The 22,517-nt window shown below is 60.8% G+C and carries 19 protein-coding genes and 1 tRNA gene; 10 read left to right on the forward strand and 10 right to left on the reverse strand.

Going from position 1 to position 22,517, the window contains the following annotated elements; genetic code table 11:
• Window positions 1-109 precede the first annotated feature (109 nt).
• Entirely contained in the window at window positions 110-601 is a 492-nt protein-coding gene (locus NF78_RS23515) for a DUF2062 domain-containing protein (protein WP_035992175.1), read from the forward strand.
• A gap of 98 nt (window positions 602-699) precedes the next feature.
• On the opposite strand, the gene dapB is transcribed toward NF78_RS23515, so the two are convergent.
• Together dapB and ilvN are read right to left on the reverse strand one after the other, a co-directional pair.
• Window positions 700-1,524: a 4-hydroxy-tetrahydrodipicolinate reductase gene (gene dapB / locus NF78_RS23520; RefSeq protein WP_035992178.1), complete on the reverse strand. Its 825-nt coding sequence runs from the start codon at window positions 1,522-1,524 to the stop codon at window positions 700-702.
• Between the two features lie 272 nt (window positions 1,525-1,796).
• The gene (ilvN, locus tag NF78_RS23525) at window positions 1,797-2,318 is read right to left on the reverse strand and encodes an acetolactate synthase small subunit (RefSeq protein ID WP_035993822.1); all 522 of its coding nucleotides are present in this window, start codon (window positions 2,316-2,318) and stop codon (window positions 1,797-1,799) included.
• Between the two features lie 293 nt (window positions 2,319-2,611).
• Here ilvN and NF78_RS23530 point away from each other — a divergent pair, with 293 nt between their 5' ends.
• Window positions 2,612-5,614: a HEAT repeat domain-containing protein gene (locus NF78_RS23530; RefSeq protein ID WP_052050878.1), complete on the forward strand. Its 3,003-nt coding sequence runs from the start codon at window positions 2,612-2,614 to the stop codon at window positions 5,612-5,614.
• A gap of 97 nt (window positions 5,615-5,711) precedes the next feature.
• Window positions 5,712-6,197, forward strand: coding sequence for a Crp/Fnr family transcriptional regulator (locus NF78_RS23535; protein WP_197065000.1), 486 nt, complete (start codon window positions 5,712-5,714; stop codon window positions 6,195-6,197).
• Between the two features lie 257 nt (window positions 6,198-6,454).
• Here NF78_RS23535 and NF78_RS23540 read toward each other — a convergent pair whose 3' ends face one another.
• Window positions 6,455-7,147: a manganese catalase family protein gene (locus tag NF78_RS23540; protein ID WP_035992182.1), complete on the reverse strand. Its 693-nt coding sequence runs from the start codon at window positions 7,145-7,147 to the stop codon at window positions 6,455-6,457.
• 353 nt (window positions 7,148-7,500) lie between these two features.
• Here NF78_RS23540 and NF78_RS23545 point away from each other — a divergent pair, with 353 nt between their 5' ends.
• From NF78_RS23545 to rpmB, 3 genes are all read left to right on the forward strand, one after another.
• On the forward strand, window positions 7,501-8,091 hold the full coding sequence (locus tag NF78_RS23545; RefSeq protein ID WP_035992184.1) for a LemA family protein: 591 nt from the start codon (window positions 7,501-7,503) through the stop codon (window positions 8,089-8,091).
• A gap of 2 nt (window positions 8,092-8,093) precedes the next feature.
• Entirely contained in the window at window positions 8,094-10,022 is a 1,929-nt protein-coding gene (locus NF78_RS23550) for a M48 family metallopeptidase (RefSeq protein ID WP_035992186.1), read from the forward strand.
• A 314-nt stretch (window positions 10,023-10,336) separates the two neighbouring features.
• Window positions 10,337-10,573, forward strand: coding sequence for a 50S ribosomal protein L28 (gene rpmB / locus NF78_RS23555; protein ID WP_035992189.1), 237 nt, complete (start codon window positions 10,337-10,339; stop codon window positions 10,571-10,573).
• A gap of 17 nt (window positions 10,574-10,590) precedes the next feature.
• Here rpmB and NF78_RS23560 read toward each other — a convergent pair whose 3' ends face one another.
• Entirely contained in the window at window positions 10,591-11,475 is an 885-nt protein-coding gene (locus NF78_RS23560) for a PEP-CTERM sorting domain-containing protein (RefSeq protein ID WP_197064947.1), read from the reverse strand.
• 370 nt (window positions 11,476-11,845) lie between these two features.
• Here NF78_RS23560 and NF78_RS23565 point away from each other — a divergent pair, with 370 nt between their 5' ends.
• On the forward strand, window positions 11,846-12,754 hold the full coding sequence (locus NF78_RS23565; RefSeq protein WP_035992195.1) for a cation diffusion facilitator family transporter: 909 nt from the start codon (window positions 11,846-11,848) through the stop codon (window positions 12,752-12,754).
• 31 nt (window positions 12,755-12,785) lie between these two features.
• Here the strand turns inward: NF78_RS23565 and NF78_RS23570 are convergent, their stop codons facing one another.
• Window positions 12,786-13,718 (reverse strand): hypothetical protein, encoded by a 933-nt coding sequence (locus tag NF78_RS23570; RefSeq protein ID WP_035992199.1) that lies wholly within the window; start codon window positions 13,716-13,718, stop codon window positions 12,786-12,788.
• A gap of 224 nt (window positions 13,719-13,942) precedes the next feature.
• A complete protein-coding gene (locus tag NF78_RS23575; RefSeq protein WP_035992202.1) occupies window positions 13,943-14,749 on the reverse strand; it encodes a helix-turn-helix domain-containing protein in 807 nt (268 codons plus the stop codon).
• A 107-nt stretch (window positions 14,750-14,856) separates the two neighbouring features.
• Between NF78_RS23575 and NF78_RS23580 the strand changes: the two genes are divergently transcribed.
• Window positions 14,857-15,189: a hypothetical protein gene (locus tag NF78_RS23580; RefSeq protein WP_052050880.1), complete on the forward strand. Its 333-nt coding sequence runs from the start codon at window positions 14,857-14,859 to the stop codon at window positions 15,187-15,189.
• 24 nt (window positions 15,190-15,213) lie between these two features.
• Here NF78_RS23580 and NF78_RS23585 read toward each other — a convergent pair whose 3' ends face one another.
• From NF78_RS23585 to hetZ, 4 genes are all read right to left on the reverse strand, one after another.
• Window positions 15,214-16,494, reverse strand: coding sequence for an aspartate aminotransferase family protein (locus tag NF78_RS23585; protein ID WP_035992205.1), 1,281 nt, complete (start codon window positions 16,492-16,494; stop codon window positions 15,214-15,216).
• 271 nt (window positions 16,495-16,765) lie between these two features.
• On the reverse strand, window positions 16,766-19,054 hold the full coding sequence (locus tag NF78_RS23590) for a DUF3488 and DUF4129 domain-containing transglutaminase family protein (protein WP_052050881.1): 2,289 nt from the start codon (window positions 19,052-19,054) through the stop codon (window positions 16,766-16,768).
• 79 nt (window positions 19,055-19,133) lie between these two features.
• The gene (locus NF78_RS23595) at window positions 19,134-20,129 is read right to left on the reverse strand and encodes a hypothetical protein (protein WP_156119937.1); all 996 of its coding nucleotides are present in this window, start codon (window positions 20,127-20,129) and stop codon (window positions 19,134-19,136) included.
• Window positions 20,130-20,169: 40 nt separating this feature from the next.
• A complete protein-coding gene (gene hetZ / locus NF78_RS23600) occupies window positions 20,170-21,276 on the reverse strand; it encodes a heterocyst differentiation protein HetZ (protein WP_197064948.1) in 1,107 nt (368 codons plus the stop codon).
• A 356-nt stretch (window positions 21,277-21,632) separates the two neighbouring features.
• Between hetZ and NF78_RS23605 the strand changes: the two genes are divergently transcribed.
• On the forward strand, window positions 21,633-22,106 hold the full coding sequence (locus tag NF78_RS23605; protein ID WP_035992208.1) for a hypothetical protein: 474 nt from the start codon (window positions 21,633-21,635) through the stop codon (window positions 22,104-22,106).
• Between the two features lie 53 nt (window positions 22,107-22,159).
• Window positions 22,160-22,231 (forward strand) — tRNA-Val (locus NF78_RS23610).
• The last annotated feature ends 286 nt before the right edge of the window (window positions 22,232-22,517 follow it).

A 22,517-nucleotide genomic window follows, 5' to 3' on the forward strand; every position in this document is an offset into this window, starting at 1 on the left:
GGGAAAGCCAACCTCTGGTGTAACCGCCACTATGACCACACCGTCCACGACGACTACCCCCCCATCTGACCCCCCTCTCACGGCTCTAGTTTCTAGCCCAAAGCCCGCCATGCGCAAAATGACTCACCCCCAGTGGCGGCGGCAGCTTCGTTACCTGTACCTGCGGTTTTTGCGCCTCCAGGGCACCCCTGAGCAGCTGGCGCGGGGGCTGGCCTCGGGGGTCTTTTCCGGCTGCTTTCCCCTGTTTGGGTTCCAGATCATCATTGGGGTAGCCGTTGCCACCGGGCTGCGGGGCAATCGAATTATGGCGGCGGCGGCCACCTGGGTCAGCAATCCCTTCACCTATGTGCCTATCTTTGCCTTTAACTACCAGGTGGGGCTGTGGCTGCTGGGCGGTAGCGCCACCGAGGCGTTTCAAGATTTAGACAGCCTGAGAGGCTGGATGGATATGGGCACCGAAGTGTCAGTACGGCTGATGCTGGGCAGCACCGTAGTGGGTTTGGTGGCCGGTGTGCTCAGCTACTTTGGCGGCCTACCGCTGATTCGCCGGATGCGGTCGCGTCAGCTAGCCCGCCAGTCGCGCCCGATCGATCGGCCCTAAGAGTATTCCATCTAAATAAACGTCCCCTTTGAGGTCGCCAACTCGGCCCGTTGGGCCTGTTGGCCCTAAACTCTGGATAAGTATTTAGCTGGAACACTCTAAAGCACCTTGTCGAGCCCATAGATCAGCGACTTGAGCGCCATCACCCGGCGAATGCACAGCAGTACACCGGGCATAAAGCTGGCGCGATCGCTGGTGTCATGGCGCAGGGTGTAGAGCTGCCCTGGCGAACCGAACAAAATCTCCTGGTGGGCAATCAGCCCCGGCAGCCGCACGCTGTGAATATTGATGCCCTCAGCGGTTGCCCCACCCCGGGCACCGGGGATCGTCTCGGTTTCTTTCACCAGTGGGGTATTAAAGGAGTGCTGCACCTCCGCCAGCATCTGGGCGGTTTGGACGGCGGTGCCGCTGGGGGCATCGGCTTTCTGGTTGTGGTGCAGTTCAATGATTTCCACATTGTCAAAGTACTGGGCCGCCTGCTGGGCCGCCTGCTGCATCAGCACCACCCCAATCGAGAAATTGGGCACGATCAGGCAGCCAATGCTGGCCTTGTCGGCAAACTCTGCCAGGTCGCGAATCTGGCTGTTGCTGAGGCCCGTGGTCCCGACAACCGGGCGCACTCCGTAGGCGATCGCGGCTCGCACCGACTCATACACGCTGTCGGGGTGGGTAAAGTCGACCATCACCGCCAGGCCCTCGCTCTGGGCCGCTACCAGAGTGGCCTCCAGATCGGTCATGATGGGCACCTCCAGAGGCTGGTAGCCGATCGCCTCGCCAACGTCCTGACCCAGCTGAGCCGGATTTTTGTCGACGGCTCCCACTAGGGTCATATCCTCAGCCTGGGCCACGGCTTTAATCACCTCGCGGCCCATCTTGCCGCAGGCACCGTTGACCACAACAGGAATGGTGGATTGGGTAGACATAAAGAAATCTGCTTAGGTTGAATTGCTGACCCGCTGGTCAGATCTGAACACTGAAGCCTTTTGGGGAAGAGGGCACCACACTCAGCCAGCCGCCACCCAACCTACGGGAACCCTAATTTTTAGCTTTGACGCTGCTCTAGGGCGTGTCATCAATCGTGGCCACAGGCTCAGTGTAACAAGCTTGCCACGCCCGACCCAAACCGCAGCCCAGGGGCTGTAACTCTTGGTTGTTAGCGTTTAGCCGCTAATGGATGGCAACGCCTAGCCCCAGCTTACTGAAACTTGCGCTCCAGCGACTTGAGGTATTCGGTATTGACTCCAGACTCCCGGGGCAAGGCGATTTTGCCGGTGCGGGCAATTTCGCGAATGCCAAAGCGATTGAGCACCTGCACTATGGCTACCATCTTGCCGGGGTCACCCACCACCTCCAGGGTGAGCGAGTCCTCCGACACGTCTACCACCCGCGCCCGAAAGATTTGGGCAAATTCAATAATCTCAGATCGATTGGTGCTGGTGGCGTTGACCTTGAGCAGCATCAGTTCGCGCTCGACGCAGGGGGTGTCGGTAACGTCATTGACCTTGAGCACGTTGATCAGCTTGTAGAGCTGCTTGGTCAGCTGCTCGATCACAGCATCGTCCCCGGGCACCACCATGGTGATGCGAGAAATGCCGCCGGTTTCCGCTGGCCCTACCGCCAGACTCTCAATGTTAAAGCCGCGCCGGGCAAACAGTCCGGCGATGCGACTCAGCACTCCGGCCTCGTCTTCGACCAAGACCGAGAGCGTGTGTTTAATCGCCTGCTGGGGGGCTACCGCCGAACCGGGCAGCGTGGAGGGGTTAACCATAGGGCTGGACCTGGGGAGTTGATCGCGGACATGGGCACCAAAGCCCATCCGCGCGAAGGACAAACCTAGCAAACCTCAATAATATCTTGAAAAGTCCGGTCTTAAAACTAGTTCCTCGGCCCGGTCAGCCCTCTGAGGGTTGCGATGGGAGTCCTTACCGGCCTTCATCTGGCCTGCAAAGCTCGGCTCTCCTCTCCCAGATTGGGTATCCTTGAGGCACCACTACCGTCGCCGCACTCTGCATGAGCTTATCTGGCCCAGTTCAAGATATTCAGTCCCTGCGGGGGCGGTTGCTCGACATCATCAACCTGCGTCCTGGGGAAGAGGAGCGGACGCTGCTGATGTTCGCTTTCTACACCGCCACATCGATGGGCATTTTGTGGCTGGAGGTCAGCTCTGCGGCGCTGTTTTTGGGGGCCTACGGGGCATCGAGCCTGCCTTGGATCTACATTTTTAGTGCCGGGGTAGGGCTGGGCTTGAGCGTGGTGTATTCCTGGCTGCAGCGGCTGTTTCCGCTGCGCCGGGTGATTGTGATCATCGCGCTGCTGATGGCCCTCCCCATCCTGGGGTTTCGCTGGGGGCTGACGGTGGAGTGGCTGGCGGCTCCCATGGTGTTTTCAATGCGGCTGTGGATTGAGGCGATCTACGGGCTCAACGATCTCAACCTGTCGGTGACCGCCAACCAGTTGTTCAACATTCGCGAAATTAAGCGGGCTTTTCCCATCATTAGCAGCGGCAACCTGGTCGCCGACGTGATTAGCGGGTTTTCGGTCTACCTGCTGCTGCAGTGGATCGGGCTGCAAAACGTGCTGCTGCTGTCCTTTGTGGTGATGGTGACTGGAGCGGCCCTTTTGTATCACCTCAGCCGCAACTACGAGCACGCCTTCCCGGACTCGCCCCGGCGCCAGGCGGAAGATGCCGAGGCGGTGGAGAGCTACCGATCGCGGCAGCGGCTCCAGGGGCCAATTCGGCAGTACGTGGTGCTGCTGTTTGCGTTCTTTGTACTGGCCCAGATGCTGCTGTTTTCGATCGAGTTCCAGTTCTTTTCCCAGCTGGAAGCCAACCTGGATGTGGACGCGATCGCGGCCTTTTTGGGCTTCTTTAGCGGCCTGCTGGGGCTGATCGAGCTATTCACCCAGTGGTTTACCTCCAGCCGTCTGATCGAGCGGGAAGGGGTGTTTAAGGTGGCCCTGGTGCTGCCCTCGGTAATTGGGGGGCTGGGGCTGCTCACCCTGGCCCTGAGCTATCCGAGCTGGCTGTCGGCGTCGGCCCTGTTTGTGGGGCTGGTGGGGCTGAAATTTTTTGATGAGTGGCTGCGCTGCACCCTGGTGGCCACTACCCGGCCCATCCTGTTTCAGCCCATCCCTGACCAGGTACGCAGCACGGTGCAATCGTGGGTGAGCGGAATTGCCGAGCCCCTGGCGATGGGCGGCATGGGGATTGCCATTCTGCTGATCATTGCCCTGTGCAACCGCGTCGGCCTGAGCGATCCGCTGATTCAGGCGAGGCTGTTTTTGGTGGGCACGGTGGCGGCGGCGCTGGTGTGGTTTGTGATTATGGTGCTGCTGCGATCGCGCTACCTGAACCTGCTGGTGCGGGGGGCTGAACGCGGCCTGCTGAGCTTCTCCGATGCCAACCTGCGGGTGCTGAAGCGGGCCTTTATTGAACAGCTGGAGCAGCCGGGGCTGGAGGCCAACAAGCGATCGTGCATTGAGCTGCTCAGCCACATCGATCCCCAAAATGTCGGCGAGATCCTGGCCCCGCGCCTGGCTGAGCTGCCCCCCGGGCTCCAGCGTCAGAGTCTGGAGGCCATGCTGGAGCACCCCAACGGCGCCTATACCGAGCAGGTGCAGGCGTTGCTGCGACGGCCCAACCAGACCCCAGAAATTTTGGCCCTGGCGCTGCGCTACGTGTGGCTGGCGGAGGCCACCTTTAACATCAACGACCTGCGCCCCTACCTGCAGCCCGAGGTGGATGCGGTGGTGCGGGGCACGGCAGCGTCGCTGATGCTGCGGCGCGGAAACTCCCAGGAGCGGGCGGAGGCCACGGCCACCCTACGTAAAATGCTGGTCCACGACGAGGAGCGCGAGCGGGTGATGGGCTGCCGCGCCCTGGGCGAAGCCGACTACATGGAGTCGCTCAGCATCTACATCGACGACCTGCTGCAGGATCCGTCGCTGCGGGTGCGGCGGGCGCTGCTGGAGGCGATCGCCGCCACCCAGTATAAAAAATACTACCCGTCGCTGCTCAAGGCCCTGCAGTACAAATCGACCCGCGAGGCGGCGGTCAACGCCCTCACCCGGCTGGGCAATGAGGCGCTGCCCATGCTGCAGGAACTAGCTCTCGACCACTACCGACCCGAGATCTTGCGCAACCAGGCCTGGCAGGTGATCGGCAACATTGGCACCCTGCCGGCTCTCGACTTTTTGATTCAAAACCTGATCACCACCTGGGGCAGCACCCGCCGCCACATTCTGCGAATTTTGCTCAGCCTCTACCAGGAGTCGGGGGTGAAGCGATCGTCGCTGATCGACGGTGCCCTCGATCGCATGCTGGGGCGGGGCGGCATCGAAGATCTGCTCAACACCGAGCTGGCCTTCGCCGGCCAGATGCTGGCCGCCAAAATCGATCTGGCCCCTAATCGGGTGGCGGGGGTCGAGGGTGACCTGCTGCGCGAGGCCCTCGACGGACTTCAGAGCGACGCCATCGATCGCCTGTTTATGCTGCTGCGGTTTGTCTCCCCGGCCCAGGCCATCCAGGCTGCCCAGGTCAGCCTCAGCGGCTCGGCCTCCAGCTGGGCCCGGGGGATCGAAATTCTCGACAACGTGGTGGATGTGGCCAACAAGCGATCGATTTTGCTGCTGCTCGATCGCCGCCCCGACGCCGAGAAGCTGAAGCAGCTGGCCCTGGCGACGCCGCTGATTGTCTATCAGCCGCTTCCCCCCGGCGATCGCCTGCGGCAGCTGCTGGACCTGCGGAACTTTTTGTCCGACTGGGCCACGGCCTGCTGCTTTCACCTGGCTCGGGTGCAGCGGTGGAACCTCACCGCCGAGCACACCCTGGCGTTGCTGCAACACCCCACCGGCTTTGTGCGCGAGGCGGTGCTGGCCTACCTGGCTGTGGCCTCGCCCCGCGCCCTGCGGGAACTGCTGCCGGTTCTGCAGCAGGACTCCGACCGGCTGGTGCTGGCACAGATTAAACAGATGATCACCACCTATAATTTGGAGCCGAGCCCTCCCCTGTAGCCCCCTTGCTGAGATACAGCCGCACCGCCTGGTTTTTCTGCCCTCCACCCGTATGCTAAACAGCGTCGAACGACTTCTTTTCATCCGCAACGTCTCCATGTTCAAGGAACTGCGAGACGACTTTTTGGTGCGGCTGGCCTCGGTGATGGACGAGGTGTTCTACGAGGGCAACTACACCATCATCACCCAGGGACAGGAGGGGCGATCGATGTACATTGTGGTGTCGGGGCAGGTTAGCGTGCACATCGGCGGCCAGCAGGTGGCTCAGCTCAAGCAGGGTGAATGCTTTGGGGAAATGTCGGTGTTTGACGCCGAGCCGCGATCGGCCTCGGTCACCACCCTGGACCCCTGCTCCTGCCTGGTGCTCACCCAGCAGCAGCTCTACGATGCGATCGACGAAACTCCGGGCATTGCCGTCAACGTCATTCGGCTGCTCTCGCGCCGGATTCGGGAGCTCAACCAGGATCTCAACCAGGTTAAGCAGCAGCTGACTCAGCCTTCTCCCTTTCCCCAGACCCGCCCTCAGTGGTACCAACCCCTGCCCTTTCCCACCACTGATCCCCTGGCCCGTCCGGGCAGCTAAATCTAGTGCTGCGTCAACGCTAGGAATTAGGGTGCCATAGGGTGCAGTCGCGCAGCAAAGCACCGCGAGTAAGGCCATCCCAAGAATGGCCTTATCCCAGGTTTTAGGTTTGACAGAGCACTAGGGCGTGTCATCAGTCAGCCTCAAATGCCGCAAGCACCGGGAGAATAGGCGAATCAACCCAAACTGAAGGAACCCACCCTACCTGGAGATGCCCTCGCCATCCGGCGATGGAGGAGACGGTTGATCGGGTCTACCTACTTCATGGAGCTTACCGGATCGGCGATGTAGGTAAAGTCGGGTTCAGAGTTCCAGGGGCCACGCTCGTCTTTGCCGTCGCCGTTAGTAGAGAGGTTGTAGTAAAGCTCTACGGTCTCATCGGGCGGGATGTTGCCAAACATTGGGTCGGTGAGTTTGCCCATGGCGTCGAGGGCGTTCATGAACATTTTGGTGTGCGAAATTTCGCGTGTCAGCAGGTGAGTCAGGGTTTTCTTAGTGCCCTCGTCGGTGGCCAGTTTGATCAACGACTCATAGGTTTGGCGAGCCCCGGCCTCAGCGGCAATATTGGCCCGCAGATCTCGCACCACATCGCCCCCTTCGTTGAGGTAGCTGGCCGTCCAGTTGTTGCCCTGGCTGTCGAGGAAGTGAGGCCCCATACCGCGCACAGCAAACAGGGTGCTGTTGTAGGCCGGAGTTTGATCGGTGTTTTTAGTGTGAATCTCAATCAGCTTGCCGACCATCTCCAGGTGGCCAAACTCTTCTACAGCGATGTCTTGGAGCATGTCTTTGATGCCCGCATCCTCAACGTGAAAAGACTGCACCCAGTACTGGAGTGCAGCAGAAAGTTCCCCGGTAGCCCCCCCAAACTGCTCTAGCAAAAGCTGAGCAAAAACGGGATCAGGCTCGTTGACCTGAACGGTATGGACCGGATCTTTCTTGTGAAAAAACATAGATATCCTCAGTGTTTCTGGCCATTTGACTCAGCCAGTTGTATTTGCATAGTGACCCGCTCCAGGGCCAACTATGCTCTGTAGATGGATAGACATAGCGATCGCGCCCAACTCTGCCTGGGGACGCTGAATACCCCCTCAGCCTGGATGGCACGCCCTAGTACTCTGCGGCAGCAGTCAGCTAACTGTTCCTGAAACCTGACACCCAACACCTGGCCCCCCCAGTCAGGGTTGCTCTATTGCTGCTAGCCAGTACTAGCTTTATGGTCAGAACAATTTTTTCCAATCTCTATCAACCCTTCGCGACAACCTGGGCAAGCTAACGATACGATGCCGTTTTTGAGGACTCGCCCATGGGGGTACTGATACTGCTAGTGGCCGTGCTGCTGATTGCAGCGGTCTTTTTTGTCAATGTCTACAACCGCTTAGTGACGGGGCGCAATCGCTACCAGAACGCCTATTCCCAAATTGATGTCCAGCTGCGGCGGCGCTACGACCTGATTCCCAACCTGGTGGAGAGCGTCAAGGGCTATATGGCCCACGAGAAAGAGACCCTGGCGGCGGTGATCAATGCCCGCAACAGCGCCATGGGCGCCAGTCGTCAGGCGGCCCAGGCACCGGGCGATCCTCGCGCGATGCAGCAGCTGGCGGTGGCGGAGGGGGCGCTCGACAATGTCCTGGGGCGGTTTTTTGCTCTCTCGGAGGCCTATCCCGACATCAAGGCCAACCAGAATATGGCCCAGCTGATTGAAGAACTGCGCTCCACCGAAAACCGAATTGCCTTTGCCCGCCAGGCCTTTAACGACGCGGTCACCCTCTACAACACCCAGCGGGAGATGTTCCCGGGCAATTTGGTAGCGGGCAGCTTCAACTTTAACCCCGCTCAGCTGCTGGAGGAGAGCACTCCAGAGGTCAAAGACGTGCCTCGGGTTTCCTTTACCTAGCCATGAACTTCTTTGAGCACCAGGACCAGGCTCGCCGCAACACCACCAAGCTGCTGCTGCTGTTTGGTCTGTCGATCGCGGTGATTATCCTGGCTTTCTACGGGGTGGCGATCGTCATTCTGTCCGCTGAAGCCACTGGCCCAGCGCCACTCTGGCGACCGGGGGTGTTGTTTTGGGTCGCCACTGGCACCGTCGCCTTCATGGCCGTGGGCAGCTCCACCAAAATGGCCCAGCTCAGCCAGGGGGGGCACAGCGTGGCCCAGGGGCTGGGCGGGCGACAGCTCGACCCGCTGACCGCAGACCCCGCTGAGCAGCGCCTGGTCAACGTGATCAGCGAGATGGCCCTGGCCTCGGGCACCCCCATCCCGGCCATTTACCTGCTCGACAACGAGCCCGGGATCAACGCCTTTGCCGCTGGCCACACCGCCGACGATGCTGTGATTGGCGTCACCCGGGGCTGCCTCGACCAGCTCAGCCGCGACGAGTTACAGGGGGTGATTGGCCACGAGTTCAGCCACATTCTCAACGGCGACATGGGCCTCAACCTGAAGCTGATTGGGGTCATCCACGGCCTGCTGCTGATCTACATTGCCGGGCGGGTTATTTTGCGAGTGGGCTACTACTCCGGCGGGTTACCGCGGCGTTCGAAGGACGACAAGGGTGGCGGGGCGATGTTTGCAGCCGCCCTGGCCATGCTGGTGATCGGCTACCTGGGGGTGCTGGGGGGACGGTTGATCAAAAGTGCGGTGTCCCGCGAGCGCGAGTTTTTGGCCGATGCGGCGGCGGTGCAGTACACCCGCAATCCCGAGGGCATTGCTGGAGCGCTGCGCAAGATTGGCCAGCTCTCGGCGGGGTCTACGGTGACCTCGCCGATGGCTGAAACCGCCAGTCATTTGTTCTTTGGCGAGGCCAACGGCACTCTGTCGTTTCTGGGCGGCTGGTTTGCCACCCACCCACCCCTGGGGGAACGGCTGCGGCGCTTGGGTCAGCACCCTCTGCCCCAGGACGCTACCTTGATCGATGTGCCGATGCCAACCCTGTCCCCCCTGGAAGAGTCGCTGGCGATGGGGTTTCAGGCAGGCACCCCAACCGCTGTGGCGGCGGGCACCCCGGTTGTCCCCTCAGCGGATCAGTTCATCACCACCCTGGGCACTATCGATGTCCGGCGGCTGGCCCAGGTGCGATCGCTGCTCGACCAGCTACCCGCCGAAGTTAAGACCGCCCTCCAGGACCCCGCCGATGCGGCCAACCTGGTGTATGCCCTGCTGGTGAGGACCAAGCCTGCCCTCCAGGCGCAACAGATTGAGTACCTGACGGCTACCCATGGTCCAGACTGCAAACAGAGGGTAGGGCAGCTATACAACTGGGTTCGTTCCCTGGAACCGGGGCAGGACCTGCTGCTCCTGGAGGCGCTAATCCCGCCCCTGAAGCAGCTTGAGCCGGAGGCGGGGCGGCAATTTATGCAGACGGCTAAGGCCCTCAGCCAGCCCGGCGGACGGCTGCTGCTGGCCAACTATCCGCTACAGCTGGTGCTGCGCAAGCGCCTGGCTGGTGCGTCCACCCGGGGGACAGAGGCCGTTTCCGACAGCCTGAGCGATCGCTGGGGCGATGCCCTCAACCTGCTGGCCCTGCTGGCCCGGGTGGGCCATACCCGCCCTGAGGATGCCCTCTATGCTTTTAAGCTGGGCCTCTCGCAGCTGCCGGGGGCCAAAAAGCAGCCCTCTCCTAACCAGCTGCCGACGGTCAGCAGTGGGGACCTCAACACCAGCCTGGGCCGCCTGGAGCTGGTCAGCCCCAAACTGAAGCAGGCCATCGTCGATGCCTGCGCCCACACGGTGCTGGCCGACAACGACGTTACCCCGGCCGAAATGACCCTGCTGCGGGCCGTCGTCATCACCCTCGACTGCCCCGCTCCCCCTTTTCTCAAATAATCCGGCCCCTCCCCCTGAAGGATTGCTTCAGGATCGCAAAACCCGGTTTTTGCCTCTCTGATCTAGTAGTCTGCTAAGCCAAAGATGACAGGTTGGTGGGGCTCACGGTGCACGGTGTACGGTTCACGGCAGTCTTTAAGCCGTACACCGTGTACCCTGAACCGTTAGACGGTTGGAGCCTGTCACAATCAGGTTGGTTAAGTACCAGCCTGTGGTAGGCTTTCTGGCCGAGAAACCGGGTCAGCGTTCCGTGGGGGTCTGCTATAATTAAAAACTGCGCTATTGTGCCGTTTGATTACCCTTGGAGAATAACCATGGCCCGTCATTGTGAATTGACCGGAAAGAAAGCGAACAACGCCTTTTCGATCTCCCACTCCCACCGTCGCACCAAGCGCCTCCAGGAGGCCAACCTGCAAGAAAAGCGCGTGTGGTGGCCCCAGGGCAAGCGCTGGGTCAAGCTGCGCCTGTCGACCAAGGCGATTAAAACCCTGCAAACCAAGGGTCTAGATGCCATGGCCAAAGAAGCCGGCATCAACCTGAACAAGTACTAAGTCTGACGTTTGGCCAGCTAGCTTCGGCGGCGCAGTAGCGCCAGCCCCGCCGCCACAATACCCACAGCGAAGGCCGTGCCTGGTTCAGGTACGGCCTTCGCTGTAGCCTGACGCTGAACCGCCATGAAAAACCTGAACACCACCGATTCTCCAGGGGCCAGCCCCCGATCGAACTGGAGCGCTGCGGTGGCATCGCCAGTGAAGGGACCAGGGCTATTTTGAAAATTGGTGGCCGGAGGGTTGTACAACTCGGCCAGCAGCTGACCGTAGGGGCCAATCTGGACCGCCGTGGGGACCTGATCGACCCTAAGGGTGGCCAGGGCTCCGCTGGGGTCGGTTTGGGTCAGGGTATCCCCCGCGAAAAGGGCGGTGTCGTCGTCGAGCACGCCATCGAACTGGAGGTCGTAGTCGATGTATTTGAACAGTCTGACGTCGAGCCAGTCGGTGCCGGTATTGGTGAGGGTAACGGTTTCCTGGCGGGCGGCGCGGAAGCTGCCGGGCAAACCCCCCAGCAGCACCGAATCGATGGAAAAGTTGAGGTTGGCGCCAAAGGTGGAGAAGGTGGCGCTGAAGCGATCGTTGGCGGGCTGGCTGAAGACTACGGGCCGCAGATCTTCGAGCCGCAGATCGCGGGACAGTAAGCCATCGCCAAAATTGAGAAAGTACAGATCGGTAAACAGGGTTTCGACCCCGTCTACCAGCCAGGATTGGGCTTCGCTGAAGCGCAGCGGGTCAACCCGGTAAACTGAGTTGCCGTCGCTCAGCTCAATTATATTGGGAGGCGGGGGGGCGGCTAAATTGGAAGGCAGGGGGGCGGCAACGGCCTGCCCTGGTGGTAGAACCGTGGCCAGGGCCACCGCCACGCCCAGGCTGGTTAGGGTGCTAGTAGACCAATCAGGCATGGTGAGTACGGCGGGGGAATCGAACAACTGAGACCGGTCTGGACGCTGGGGGAATGGCCAGCCAGGAGGCATACCTGCGATCGCAAGTAGCGCTAGTCTTCCCCAGCCTAGACAGGTCACCCTGGTTCTGGAATCTGATCGGTTAGAGTATTCACGGAATCCTTAAGCGAACTTTATCAACCATTAGGTAGAACCAGGGTTCTGACGTAGCCAAAACGACGCTTTAGATCGGCCACAGCCAACCCTTTCCGTAAAAACTGGGGTGTTCTGAGTTCCTGCTGAGGCAGTAACGTAGACCCAGGGATCGTTGAGCGGGTTCCTTAGCACCTTAACGTCACCGGTCCGCTGGTCTGCCGATGCTGGTCTACCCATGACTGATCGTCCGTCTCCTCCCATACTTGACCCGCGCCGGGCGGTGCAGCGGGTGCTGCTGATTACCCTTGCCCTCAACCTGACAGTGGTGGGGCTCAAGGCTACGGTGGGCTGGTTAACTGGGTCCCTAAGTCTGCTAGCCGACGCCCTGCACAGCGTTACCGACAGCGCCAACAACGTGCTGGGCCTGGCCACCAACCGCCTGGCCGATCCCCACCCCGATCGCGATCATCCCTATGGCCATCAAAAGTTTGAGGCGATTGGAGCCCTGGGAATCGCCGCTTTTTTAGGCATTGCCTGCTTTGAAATTCTCAAAACAGCTGTAGAGCGCATTGTTGGAGGGGGTAACTCGGTGACCCTGGGGGCTACTGCCCTCTGGATCATGCTGGTTGTGCTGGGGATTAACGTGTTTGTGGCCTTCTACGAGCGGCGGGTGGGCCTTGCCCTCAACAGCAAAATTCTGGTGGCAGACGCCCGCCACACTATGGGCGACATCTGGACCACGATTGTGGTGCTGGCGGGTCTGATTGGGGTATGGCAGGGGCTGACCTGGCTGGATGTGGCCCTGGCATTTCCGGTGGCGCTGCTGGTGTTTAAAAGCGGTTGGACCGTGCTGCGCGAAAACCTGCCCTGGCTGGTGGACGAAATGGCGATCGCTCCCGAAGCCATTCACGCTCAGGTTATGCAGGTGCCGGGGGTAGTCAACTGCCATAACATCGCCTCCCGAGGGCTGCTGGGGCGACAGGTGTTTATCGACATGCACCTGGTGGTCAAGCCCACCGATATTCAGGCGGCCCACGCCATCACTGAAGCGGTGGAAGAGCGGCTGGAGGAGGCCTACGGCCCGGCCCGAATTACGATTCACGTCGAGCCCAGGGAATATACCGAGGAGGAAATTACCTACTGAGGGGTACCCCTTTGACGGCAGGGTTGAGCCACTACTCCCCCTGTAGGGTCAGGGTGAGGCGGCGATACTGGCTGGCTTGGGCCGGAAGCCAGGCGGCGGTGCCGTTGCGACAGGCCGTGTCTAAATCAGCGGGTAATGTTGTGCAGGGTTCTACTACCACCACGTAGTGATCTCGCCAGCCACCGTAGCTCTGAAACATCCACACATAGGGGAAATCTTGCCGATCGAATGTCATCAGCAGAGTAGACTGGCTGCGCCGATGACGAATGCCGCAGTAGCCCTCCGCCAGTTCAGAGGTGTAGTAAAACTCCTGCAGCCGAGACTCCGGCGGCGGAATGACGCGCAGATCAATCGCCTCGCCCGTTGCGTTGAGGGCTTTGGGGAAGCGGGTTTTCCCCGGCTGCCCAATCACCTTGCTGAACTCTAAAAACGCCGGTTCTACCCAGCAGTCGGGCAGCAAAATCTCGTCGCCGGCCTCGATCGCGATCGCGGCGTGGTGCTTAAACAAAAAGGGAATGGCCTGCTCTGACTGATTGTGAAATCGGTAGACCAGGGTGGCCTGGGGCAGGCGGGCATCGAGCTGAATCGTTTTTTCCACCTGCACGGGCACCGTCTGACACTGGTAGGCCAGGGTGAGGCAGGTCGGCGATTGCTCCCGGATTTCCCAGGCCTGGGACCACAGTTCGCCGTGGTCCACCAGATCGCGGTCCCGAAAGGGGCCAGCGGCATCGTTGGGAAACACCTCATCCCACCCGCCGCTCCAGTGATCGTCAAAGGAAGCACCCACCGGCAGCGATCGCGTCGCCCCAGCGCGATAGTCGGGGGGATGCCAGAGCCAGCGGTGGCCGGTGCTGAGGTCCTCCAGCTGATCGATGCGCCCCCCCAGATCGGGGCGAACCGTGAGGCGAATCCCATCATTCTCCAGGGTCAATCCCTGGGCTGGTGCGACCGTTTCCAGTGTCATGCCACCCTGTCCCTCTGGCGTTTTTGGTCCCTAAAGGCTACCGGCTGTTCCGAACGAGCTGACTGTATCCAAAGAGGGATTTTGCCGAGCGAAAATTGCTATGCCTACCCCATCATGGCCGGGGAACCTCCAGCCTTTAGTCAATCTGGGATGACCAGTTCCACGCCTGACCTAAACGACGGGCTGATGATTTTGAGCGTTTATCAGCTAATTGATGACAGCCCCTAGGGAACCTGGGCCCTGAGCACGGCATCAGTTGTGGCATCGGCGGCAAACAAGTGCTCCACCCGCAGCGAGGCCAGCGTGATGTCCTGGGGGGTGCCAAAGGTTGTAAACATGCTGAAAAAGGCCAGTTCGCCGTACTGGGTGGCGTAGCGGGTGGTCAGCACCGGGGCGGTGGGGGCTGTCCACTCGACACCCAGACTGGACTGGCCGAGGCGAGTCTGAAGCATGGCGGCAAAGGCCTCCACCCTGGGGGTAAGGGTGGGTTGGGCGATCGCCTCGTGCCGCAGGTGGGCCAGCAGCACCGGGCCTACCTCATGCAAATTCACGATTGGCTTGGCAAAACCCTCGGGATGAGCAAGCCAGTCCAGCAGATTGATGGCCGGGGTGTCGGCCCACTCATCCACCCCTGGTACTAGGGCCGTGGCCAGCCACCGCGCCCCGCGGTTCAGGCGCAGCAAATTCCACTGGGCGTCGATGACCAGCGCCGGCATTGGGTCGTGGGCAGAGAGCAGCTGCTGTAGGGCACTGTTCCCCTGGCCCAGGGCCGGATCGTCCAGCGGGGCATCGCCGTAGATTGGCGCATAGCCCGCCTGCACCATGGCCTTGTTTCTGACCACCAGCGGGGCGTCTAGATCCTGCAGCCAGGCGATCAGCAGCTTCCGACTGGGCCTGGCGCGGCCACGTTCCACAAAGCTGACGTGCCGCTGCGATACCCCCAGGCGCAGGGATAGCTCTAGCTGGCTCAACCGCCGAGCTTGACGTACCTGGCGCAGGGTGGCGGCCAGGGAGGGAGTAAGCGTGTCCATAGCCAAATTGAACCACAACCCAGCCGCTGTGCAATTACCTGGGAGGTAATTGCTTCGATGACCTGGACGCTCAATACTGAACCTACCCTTACCAGAGAGGTTTAGCGATGCAGCGCAGCTTGATTGTCATTACCCTGCTTCTGTTCGGAGCCCTCACCGCTGTGGCGCTGTGGCAGCACGGCTACTGGGGCATCCTGGCGCCCAATTTTCAAAGTCTCGGGGCAGCCCAGGTGTTTGCAGACCTGGTAATTGCCCTGGTGCTGGTGCTGATTTGGCTATGGCACGATGCCAAAGCGATAGGGCGCAATCCTTGGCCCTGGATTGGGGTAACGCTGGCCGCAGGGGCATTTGGGCCGCTAATCTATCTGCTCACGCGCAAGGCACCAGAGGTGGATCAGGGCCGCGATCGCTGGCCCGCAGCTGTAGAAAAACTGCCCTGAACCCCAGTCCGTAACTTCAAGCGGTTACGGGTTGGTGGCGATCGCGATCGCTTTTTCCACCGCCATCAGCGCCTGCTGCACCTCGTCCGCCGTCACGTTCAGCGGCGGCACAAAGCGCACCACCTGCGGCCCGGCGGGAACCAGCAGCAGCCCCTGCTCCATGGCGGCTTTGACAATGTCTACCGACTTAATCGCTGAGTCAGGCCGCAGCACCAGGCCGTTGATCAGGCCCCAGCCGCGCACCTGCTCCAGCAGAGTCGGATACTGCTGCACCAGCCTTTGCAGGCCAACCCGCAGCTGTTCGCCGCGCCGCTTGACGTTGCCCAGCAGGTTCTCGGCCTCCAGGGTTTCGCACACCGTCAGCCCCACTTTGCAGGCAAAGGGGTTACCGCCAAAGGTGCTGGCGTGGTCGCCGGGCTCAAATACCGAGCAGTGCGCCTTGCACAGCAACGCCCCGATGGGGATGCCGCCCCCCAGTCCCTTGGCGGAGGTGAAGATATCGGGCTCAATGCCCAGGTTCTCGAACCCCCAGAGGGTGCCGGTGCGACCCATGCCCACCTGCACCTCGTCGAGAATTAGCAGAATGCCCGTTTCGTCGCAGAGTTGGCGAATGCGCTGGAAGTAGGCGGCCTCGCCGGGGCACACGCCCCCTTCCCCCTGCAGAGCTTCGAGCATGATGGCCGCCACCTGGGGGGTGCCTGCGTCCAGCTCGGCCACCAGCGCCTCCAGGGCGGCGGTGTCGTTGTAGGGCACGTAGGCGAACCCCGGCATCAGCGGGTCAAAGTTCTTTTGGTACTTGGGCTGGCCCGTGGCGGTAACGGTAGCCAGGGTGCGCCCGTGGAAGCTGGCCTTGGCCGTGATAATCAACGGATTGGCAATGCCCCGCTGGGTGTGAGCGTACTTGCGGGCCAGCTTGATCGCGCCCTCGTTGGCCTCGGCCCCGGAGTTGCAGAAAAAGGCGCGATCGGCGCAGGAGTGACTGACCAACCAGTGGGCCAGGGCCCCCTGCTCCGGGATGTAGTAGAGGTTGGAGACGTGGTGCAGGGTCTGGATCTGCTTGGTAACGGCCTCGACCATGGCCGGGTGAGCGTGGCCCAGGGTGCAGGTGGCAATGCCCGCCACAAAGTCGAGATAGCGCCGGCCCTGGTCGTCCCACACCACACTGCCTCGGCCCCGGGTCAGCGCGATCGGGAAGCGCCCGTAGGTGGTCATCACGTCAGCATCGAACTGGGCTGGCGAGAACGGGGGGGCACTGGTGGAGGGGCTGAACGACTTGAGGGAGTTTTGGACGAGGGATTTGAGCATCACGGGGGGAGTGGGGGAATGGATGGGTAGGAGGGTAGGGGAGTGGCGGGTGGGCAAGTGGGCGGGTGGCAGAAAGGGAGCTATTGGTCAGGATGCTTGAGAAACCGATGCCCTAGGGGTTTGCATTTCAAGCTCTGCGTAGCAGCCCTAGACCTCATTTTAATCGCCCTCTACGTGGCAATCATGCCGCTCGCCGACGCTATGGCAATGGATCGAGCATAGCGGAAAGCCCAGGAAAATCAAGAATCATCCTGGGCTGATTGGCATCGAGTTAGGGGCGAGTGAAGGGCTGGCGCGATTTGCCACTCTGCCGAATGGTCCGCAGCTTTTCGTTCAGGTAGGCCAGGTTCTGGGGTTCGCCGCCGTAGCGCCAGCGCACGTAGGCGTGGGTGATTTCGTTCGCCGCTTGGGCAGTCTGGGCTCTGGTCTGCTGGTAGAGGCGCTGGCCGTACTCGATAGGGGTTTCGGTGGGGCCTTTGTCGAGGCCCTGGTGGGAAAACCAGGTCAGCATTTGTTGATATAACCGCTCGGTGGGGGGCAGTTGACGCAGCTTGCGGTAGCGCCAGCTGTGGCGCAGGCCCAGAAAGGCCAGCCAGGCGACAAAGCCCAGGGCGGTGGCGATCGCGATCCCCACCATAATGCCAATCCAGCCCAGGTTGAGCAGTGCTTCAAAGCTGCGCACCAGGTAGGCAATGCCGTCGCTGAGCAGGGTGATCAGGCCATCGACCAACCCCACCAGGGGGGAGGGCAGCCAACCGGCCAGCCAGTTCCAGAATTGCCGCACCAGGCTAAAGGCTTGGTGCTCGCGCAGACTGGGGGGAATTAGCTCGTGCCCCGGAATTGGGTCGAAGCCAAACCAGCCGTACTGGGGAAAGTACACCTCGGTAATGGCGTAGGCGTCGGTATTTCGCACCACGTAGAAGCCGGTGAAGGGGTTGAAGTCACCCTGGCCAAACCCGGCCACCAGCCGGGCCGGAATGTCGATCGATCGCAGCATGATGGTCAGCACCGTGGAAAAGTGGTCGGGGTAGCCACCTTCGGTACCGAACAAAAAGCTCTCGACCAGGTCCTGGTCGGGATTAAAAAAGGGCAGCTCGGGCTGGATCGTGTAGCGCTGTTTGAGGGCCTGGGTCAGGTAGAGGGCCTTTTCGTAGTTGTCGGTCAGGGGGGTGGGGGAGGTGGCCAACAGCTCTTCGGTTTTGGCCCGCACCGGCTCTAGAATCTCCTCCGGTACCTGCAGGTAATGGGAACGAATGCCGGGGGGGTACTGGGTTCCGGCGGCCCGTAGCTGGGTGCGATCGCGGTAGGGTACCCGCGACACCGCTGAGTAGGTCATACCCTCCTGCAAAATCACCGGCGACCGGAGGCTGCCCTCGGCGTCAATGGCGATCTCACGGGTGGGAAAGTACAGCTCCTTCACCTGGTACATGGCCGGGATCAGGTTGGGCAGCTCGCTGACCAGGGTGTAGGTCTGCACAATCTCCCGATGGCGGGCCAGGGTGGGGTCCATGGGCAAAAAGGTCTGAGCCGAAAACCGCGATCGCCGCAGGGTTTGGGTGTCGTCGTTGCGGGAGATGTCCCAGCCCTGGCCTGTGTAGGTGTCAAAGGCCAGCACCCGCCAAAAGCCCGGCGCCTGCGACCTGACCCGCATCACCACCTGGGGGGTCATGGTGCCGCGCAGGTTCTGGTTCATGCGCTGGTTGAAGCCGTAGTAGGAGATGGTGTCAATTACGCCCGGTCCTGTGGCTTTGCCCTGCCCCTGAATGGTGCCTGCGCCTTCGCCAAAGCCCTCGCCGTCGTCGCCCTGGTTGTTGCGGTAGGCCGAGTTGAGGATCTCCTCACCGGAAAAATCCCCTGGCGTATCGATTACCGAGCTGACCGGAAAATTCTGGATTTGGTACCCCGGCAGCCGCGGCAGCGAGATAAAAATCAGCAGCCCCAGAGCCACCACTAGAGCCACCAGCCCCAGCAGCCGACCCAGGGTAGGTCGCAGCTTGCCTCCCGCCCAAGCGGAGGCCCCCAGCCCCAGCCGCGACTGGTAGTCAAGCCCCAGCACCGGGATAGCCACAACTAAAAACAGCAGCAGCAGCGGCGCAAAGGCCAGGGTTTGGCTGATGGTGGCCGCCACCCCCAGCAGAATCAGGCCAATCATCATTGAGTAGCCCAGGTCTTTGCGGCGGGGCAGGTCAAAGCTGTGCAGCACCTGCAGCTGCACCAGCAGTTCCGCCAGCACAATCCGGGTATCGCCGGGAGCTTCGAGCAGCCGCGAGAAGAAGGCGGCCAGAGCCATCAGCATGCCAATGGCAATGAAGAACTTGATCGCCACGTTGCGATCGCGGCGTCGCTGCCAGCTAAAGATGGCCCCCACTGCGCTGAGGGGGATAGCCAGCAGGTTCCACCACGAAGCCACCGTCACCCCGGCAGCGGCCACCACCACCGAGCAAATCCCCAGGGTGACTAAACCCTGCACCAACGCCCGTAGCAAACGCGAATCTTCAATTTCGTCGGGGGGAATGGGGCGGGCTAAAGGAGAAGAGGCCAGCCAGCGCGAAGCGACCATAGACATAACCGCAGTAGAGTCGCCTCCATGCTAACCGCTGGGCTAACCGCTGGGCCAGCCCCTGCCCAGAGCCCCCTCGCTACTCGGCAACCATCACCTGAAAGCTCAGGGGTAACCCCTGGGACTGCTCCAAATTGACATCGAGCCGATGGTAAGCGCCGGGCTGTGTGGCCAGCCGCAGCACCAGTTCGCCAGGGGTAGAGCGCTCAGACCCGGCTGTCTCATTCACACTCGTCAGGACCAGGCTGCCCCCCGCTGGCAGCACAGCCCTCACCTCCAGCTGGGCCTGACTGTAGGTAGCCTCTAGGCTCAGCAGACCAGAGCTGGTCAGCCAGGCCTGCTCCTGGCGGGGGCTATGCTCAGACACCGTCAGCGACAGCGCCTCAAAGATATCCTGGGCCGCCAGCATGGCCAGAGCCATTTGCTGCTGGGGGGAGGCGCTGGCATAGTCCAACTGGTGCAGCGTTTCGGTCTGGGCAGACCGATAGGCAGGCCGGGCGACCAGGCCCGCAATGTACTCCAGGGTCTGGGGCTGGTCAGGGAAAAAGGATTCGACTGCGGCCACCAGCCGCAGGCCGGTTTGTCGAACGTCGGCGGCGACCTGCTGACACTGGTTGAGCAGGTCGGCCAGCACGTCCTCAGGCATACCAGCGGGAACCGACAGGTTCTTGAGATGGTCTAACCAAATTGAGGTGCCGGAGTGCAGGGCATCGGGGTAATCCTGTAGTCCCTTCTCCCAGGGGAAAAGCGGCGGGCGGTGGGCAATTTCTTGCCGCAGGCGGCGCTTCAAAAGGGCTTCAAAATGAGGTTGCACAGTGGATAGGTCTCCAGAGTCAAAGACAGGGGTATAGGTGGCGTTGCTCGCGTCGTTATTCAAATCCGCTGGCGCTGGGGTAGATGTTTCATCGCCAGAGTAGGTCGGGGGCGCAGAGGTGGACTCGGCCTCCTCTGGCTCAGCCGGATCGGCGTCAACAGCGGGGGAAAAGCGAGGTCCTGATGGTGAATAATCCGCCGAAAGTGGCTCTAGCAATAGCTTTAGCAGGAGGTCATCGGGGATACCTGAGTCTCTATTCATGGCCTGCTGAGGTCTGTCCGGATGGATGTTGGAGAGATGTTCAAACGTTACGAATCTCCCAGGCATGCTCTAGGAGTTTAGTCCATTGCTTTTGAAACTGGGTGGTGGTCATGCCCAAGATTTTAGCCGCTTCGCCGTCGGCTACGCCCTGCTGTTTAAGGGCCAGGAGTTTGGTTTGCTTGGCGCTCAGGGTATCTTGCAGCTGCTGCCACTGCTGAGCCGTTAGTCCCAGATTGGTTTCCAGACCAGCCTCTAGCCACTCGTGCACCAGTTCCCAATGGTGGGAAAGGGCGAAGCGCAGCAGATGATATTTAAAGCGCTGCTGTAGGTAATCACGCTGGCGTGGGGTGAGGTTGAGCAGCGCCTCGATTTCCTGGGTAGGCAGATCGAGCAGCCGCAGGGTGAAGTAGTCGGCACACTCATCCTGGTTGCGCGCTTTGAGGTAGGCCAGCAGCTCTTCGACCACCCGCCCGCGCAGGGAGTTTTCGGGCAAATCTTCGGCCTGAACGATCATCTCCTCCCGCACCCGCTGGTGAGACGCCGCCGGACGCAGGTCGTCGCCTTCGCCGCCGTAGTCGGTAGCTTGCTCGATGTCTATGGCTACTTCGGGGGGCTGCTGCTTGGAGAAGGTCTGAGCCCGCAGGATAATCAGCTGCTGGTTGCGCCGACCGGGCAGCGGAATGCGGCGCTTGCCGTAGCGCTCTGAAAAGGCCATAAACTCGGCTAGTTCCAGCAGGGTGCGGGGCTGGTAGCGATCGCCCAGCTGGTTCTCGCGCCGGAAGGCATTCAGCGCCTCGACGTAGAACCCCTGCAAAAAGTCTTCGATCAGCGCCAGGCGGGCCTGGTAGCTGGTTTGCACCTGGGGCGGCGTGATGTAGCGGTAGACAATGGCGCTGAGAGTGCTGTGGAGCTCGACCCGGCCCTGCCGCGACCCCAGGCCGTAGTACTTTATACACTGATCTAGCCGATGCTTGCCCAGGGAGCGGGCCCAGGCTTCAACATCGCCGGAGGACTGTATGCGATCGCTCTCCTGGCAGATGCGATGTACCTCCTGGGCCAAGCGCTGGGCCATAACCCGACACCCAGACTCCGGGGCCCCGGTAACCACCTTTAATTCCTGGCAGAAATGCTGGCTAAGCGAATCCACACTCAACGCACAGATACCCTGACTCAATCTGGCTATCCTCAAAAAGCTACACAGAACCGTGAAGCGATATTTCAGGTATTGGTGACATGGTGGATGCGCCCGCCGCAACCTCGGCAAGGGCGATCGCTGCCGCTCGACCCTTGCTAAACTTAACCCTACGTTAGTAAAGAATCAAACTTTCGGTAGATCTCAATTGAGGTTGCAGGCTACTCAGCAGTCTAACATCTGTCCGTAAATTTATGGATGCAGGGCGACACACCCCCCTGCGCTAAAGTGATGCTAGATCGGGTGTAACGGCAGGCGACTGCATGCCCAGCCCTAATGCTGGATCTCAACCATCATTCGGTACCTCTCCTATGGATCTCGATGCCCAAATTGCTTCCCTCCAGCAAAGTGCCCCCAACGATGGGGTCACAGCCAATGCGATCGCAACCCTGGCACCGACCCTAAAAGCGATCGCAGGTCAGCTCAAGCACGAGCAGTACTACGTGCTGCAAACTCTGGAGCAGGGCTGGATGATGACGACTCTCAGTAACCGCAGTCAGCCCAACACGCAAAAAAATATTGTCTACGCCTATCCCACCCTACAAGATGCAGCAACGGGGCAGGCTGCCATTAAAGATCCCCAGGTAATGGCACTGCCGGTGCCGGTCGTCCATATTCTGTTTCAGCTGCTGGCCATGCAGCCCATCGATAGCCTAATTTTCTTCGAGACCCCAGGCCAGGTCAGTCAGGGCGTTGAGATTCGCCGCCAGGACATGCAGGCCCTGATTCAGGCTCAGCTTCAGCAGGCCCAGCAGGGCAGCACGGTACCCCCAGATATGGCCTAAGCCGCGATCTTTCTCTCCCATGACCCAGAAATGTGCTATGTTAAGAGGCCCAAGGGCGATTAGCACAGTGGTAGCGCGCTTCCTTCACACGGAAGAGGTCACTGGTTCGAAACCAGTATCGCCCATACAACCAAAACCACTGAACTCTTTGGTTAGAGAGCGAAAAGGTCCAAACATCAAAGGGTTTCAGGTCGAATGGGGTGTCCGAGGTAAGAACAGGCTTGGATAGACCCATCGTTCAGAGTACATAGGTTAGGCTTGCCCCGTCCTCAACGATGCCCTCGAGCAAAGCCTAGACCTCAGCAAGCACCTGATCCACCATTCCACTGCTCCCTTCTTCACACGGGTCGCAGGGGCTATGGCGGTTGCCCAGGAGGTGGAACCCGGGGGATCTGCTGACCCATGAAACTG

Origin of the sequence: Leptolyngbya sp. KIOST-1, from assembly GCF_000763385.1 — a bacterium.
In the GTDB taxonomy this organism is placed as follows: domain Bacteria; phylum Cyanobacteriota; class Cyanobacteriia; order Phormidesmidales; family Phormidesmidaceae; genus Nodosilinea.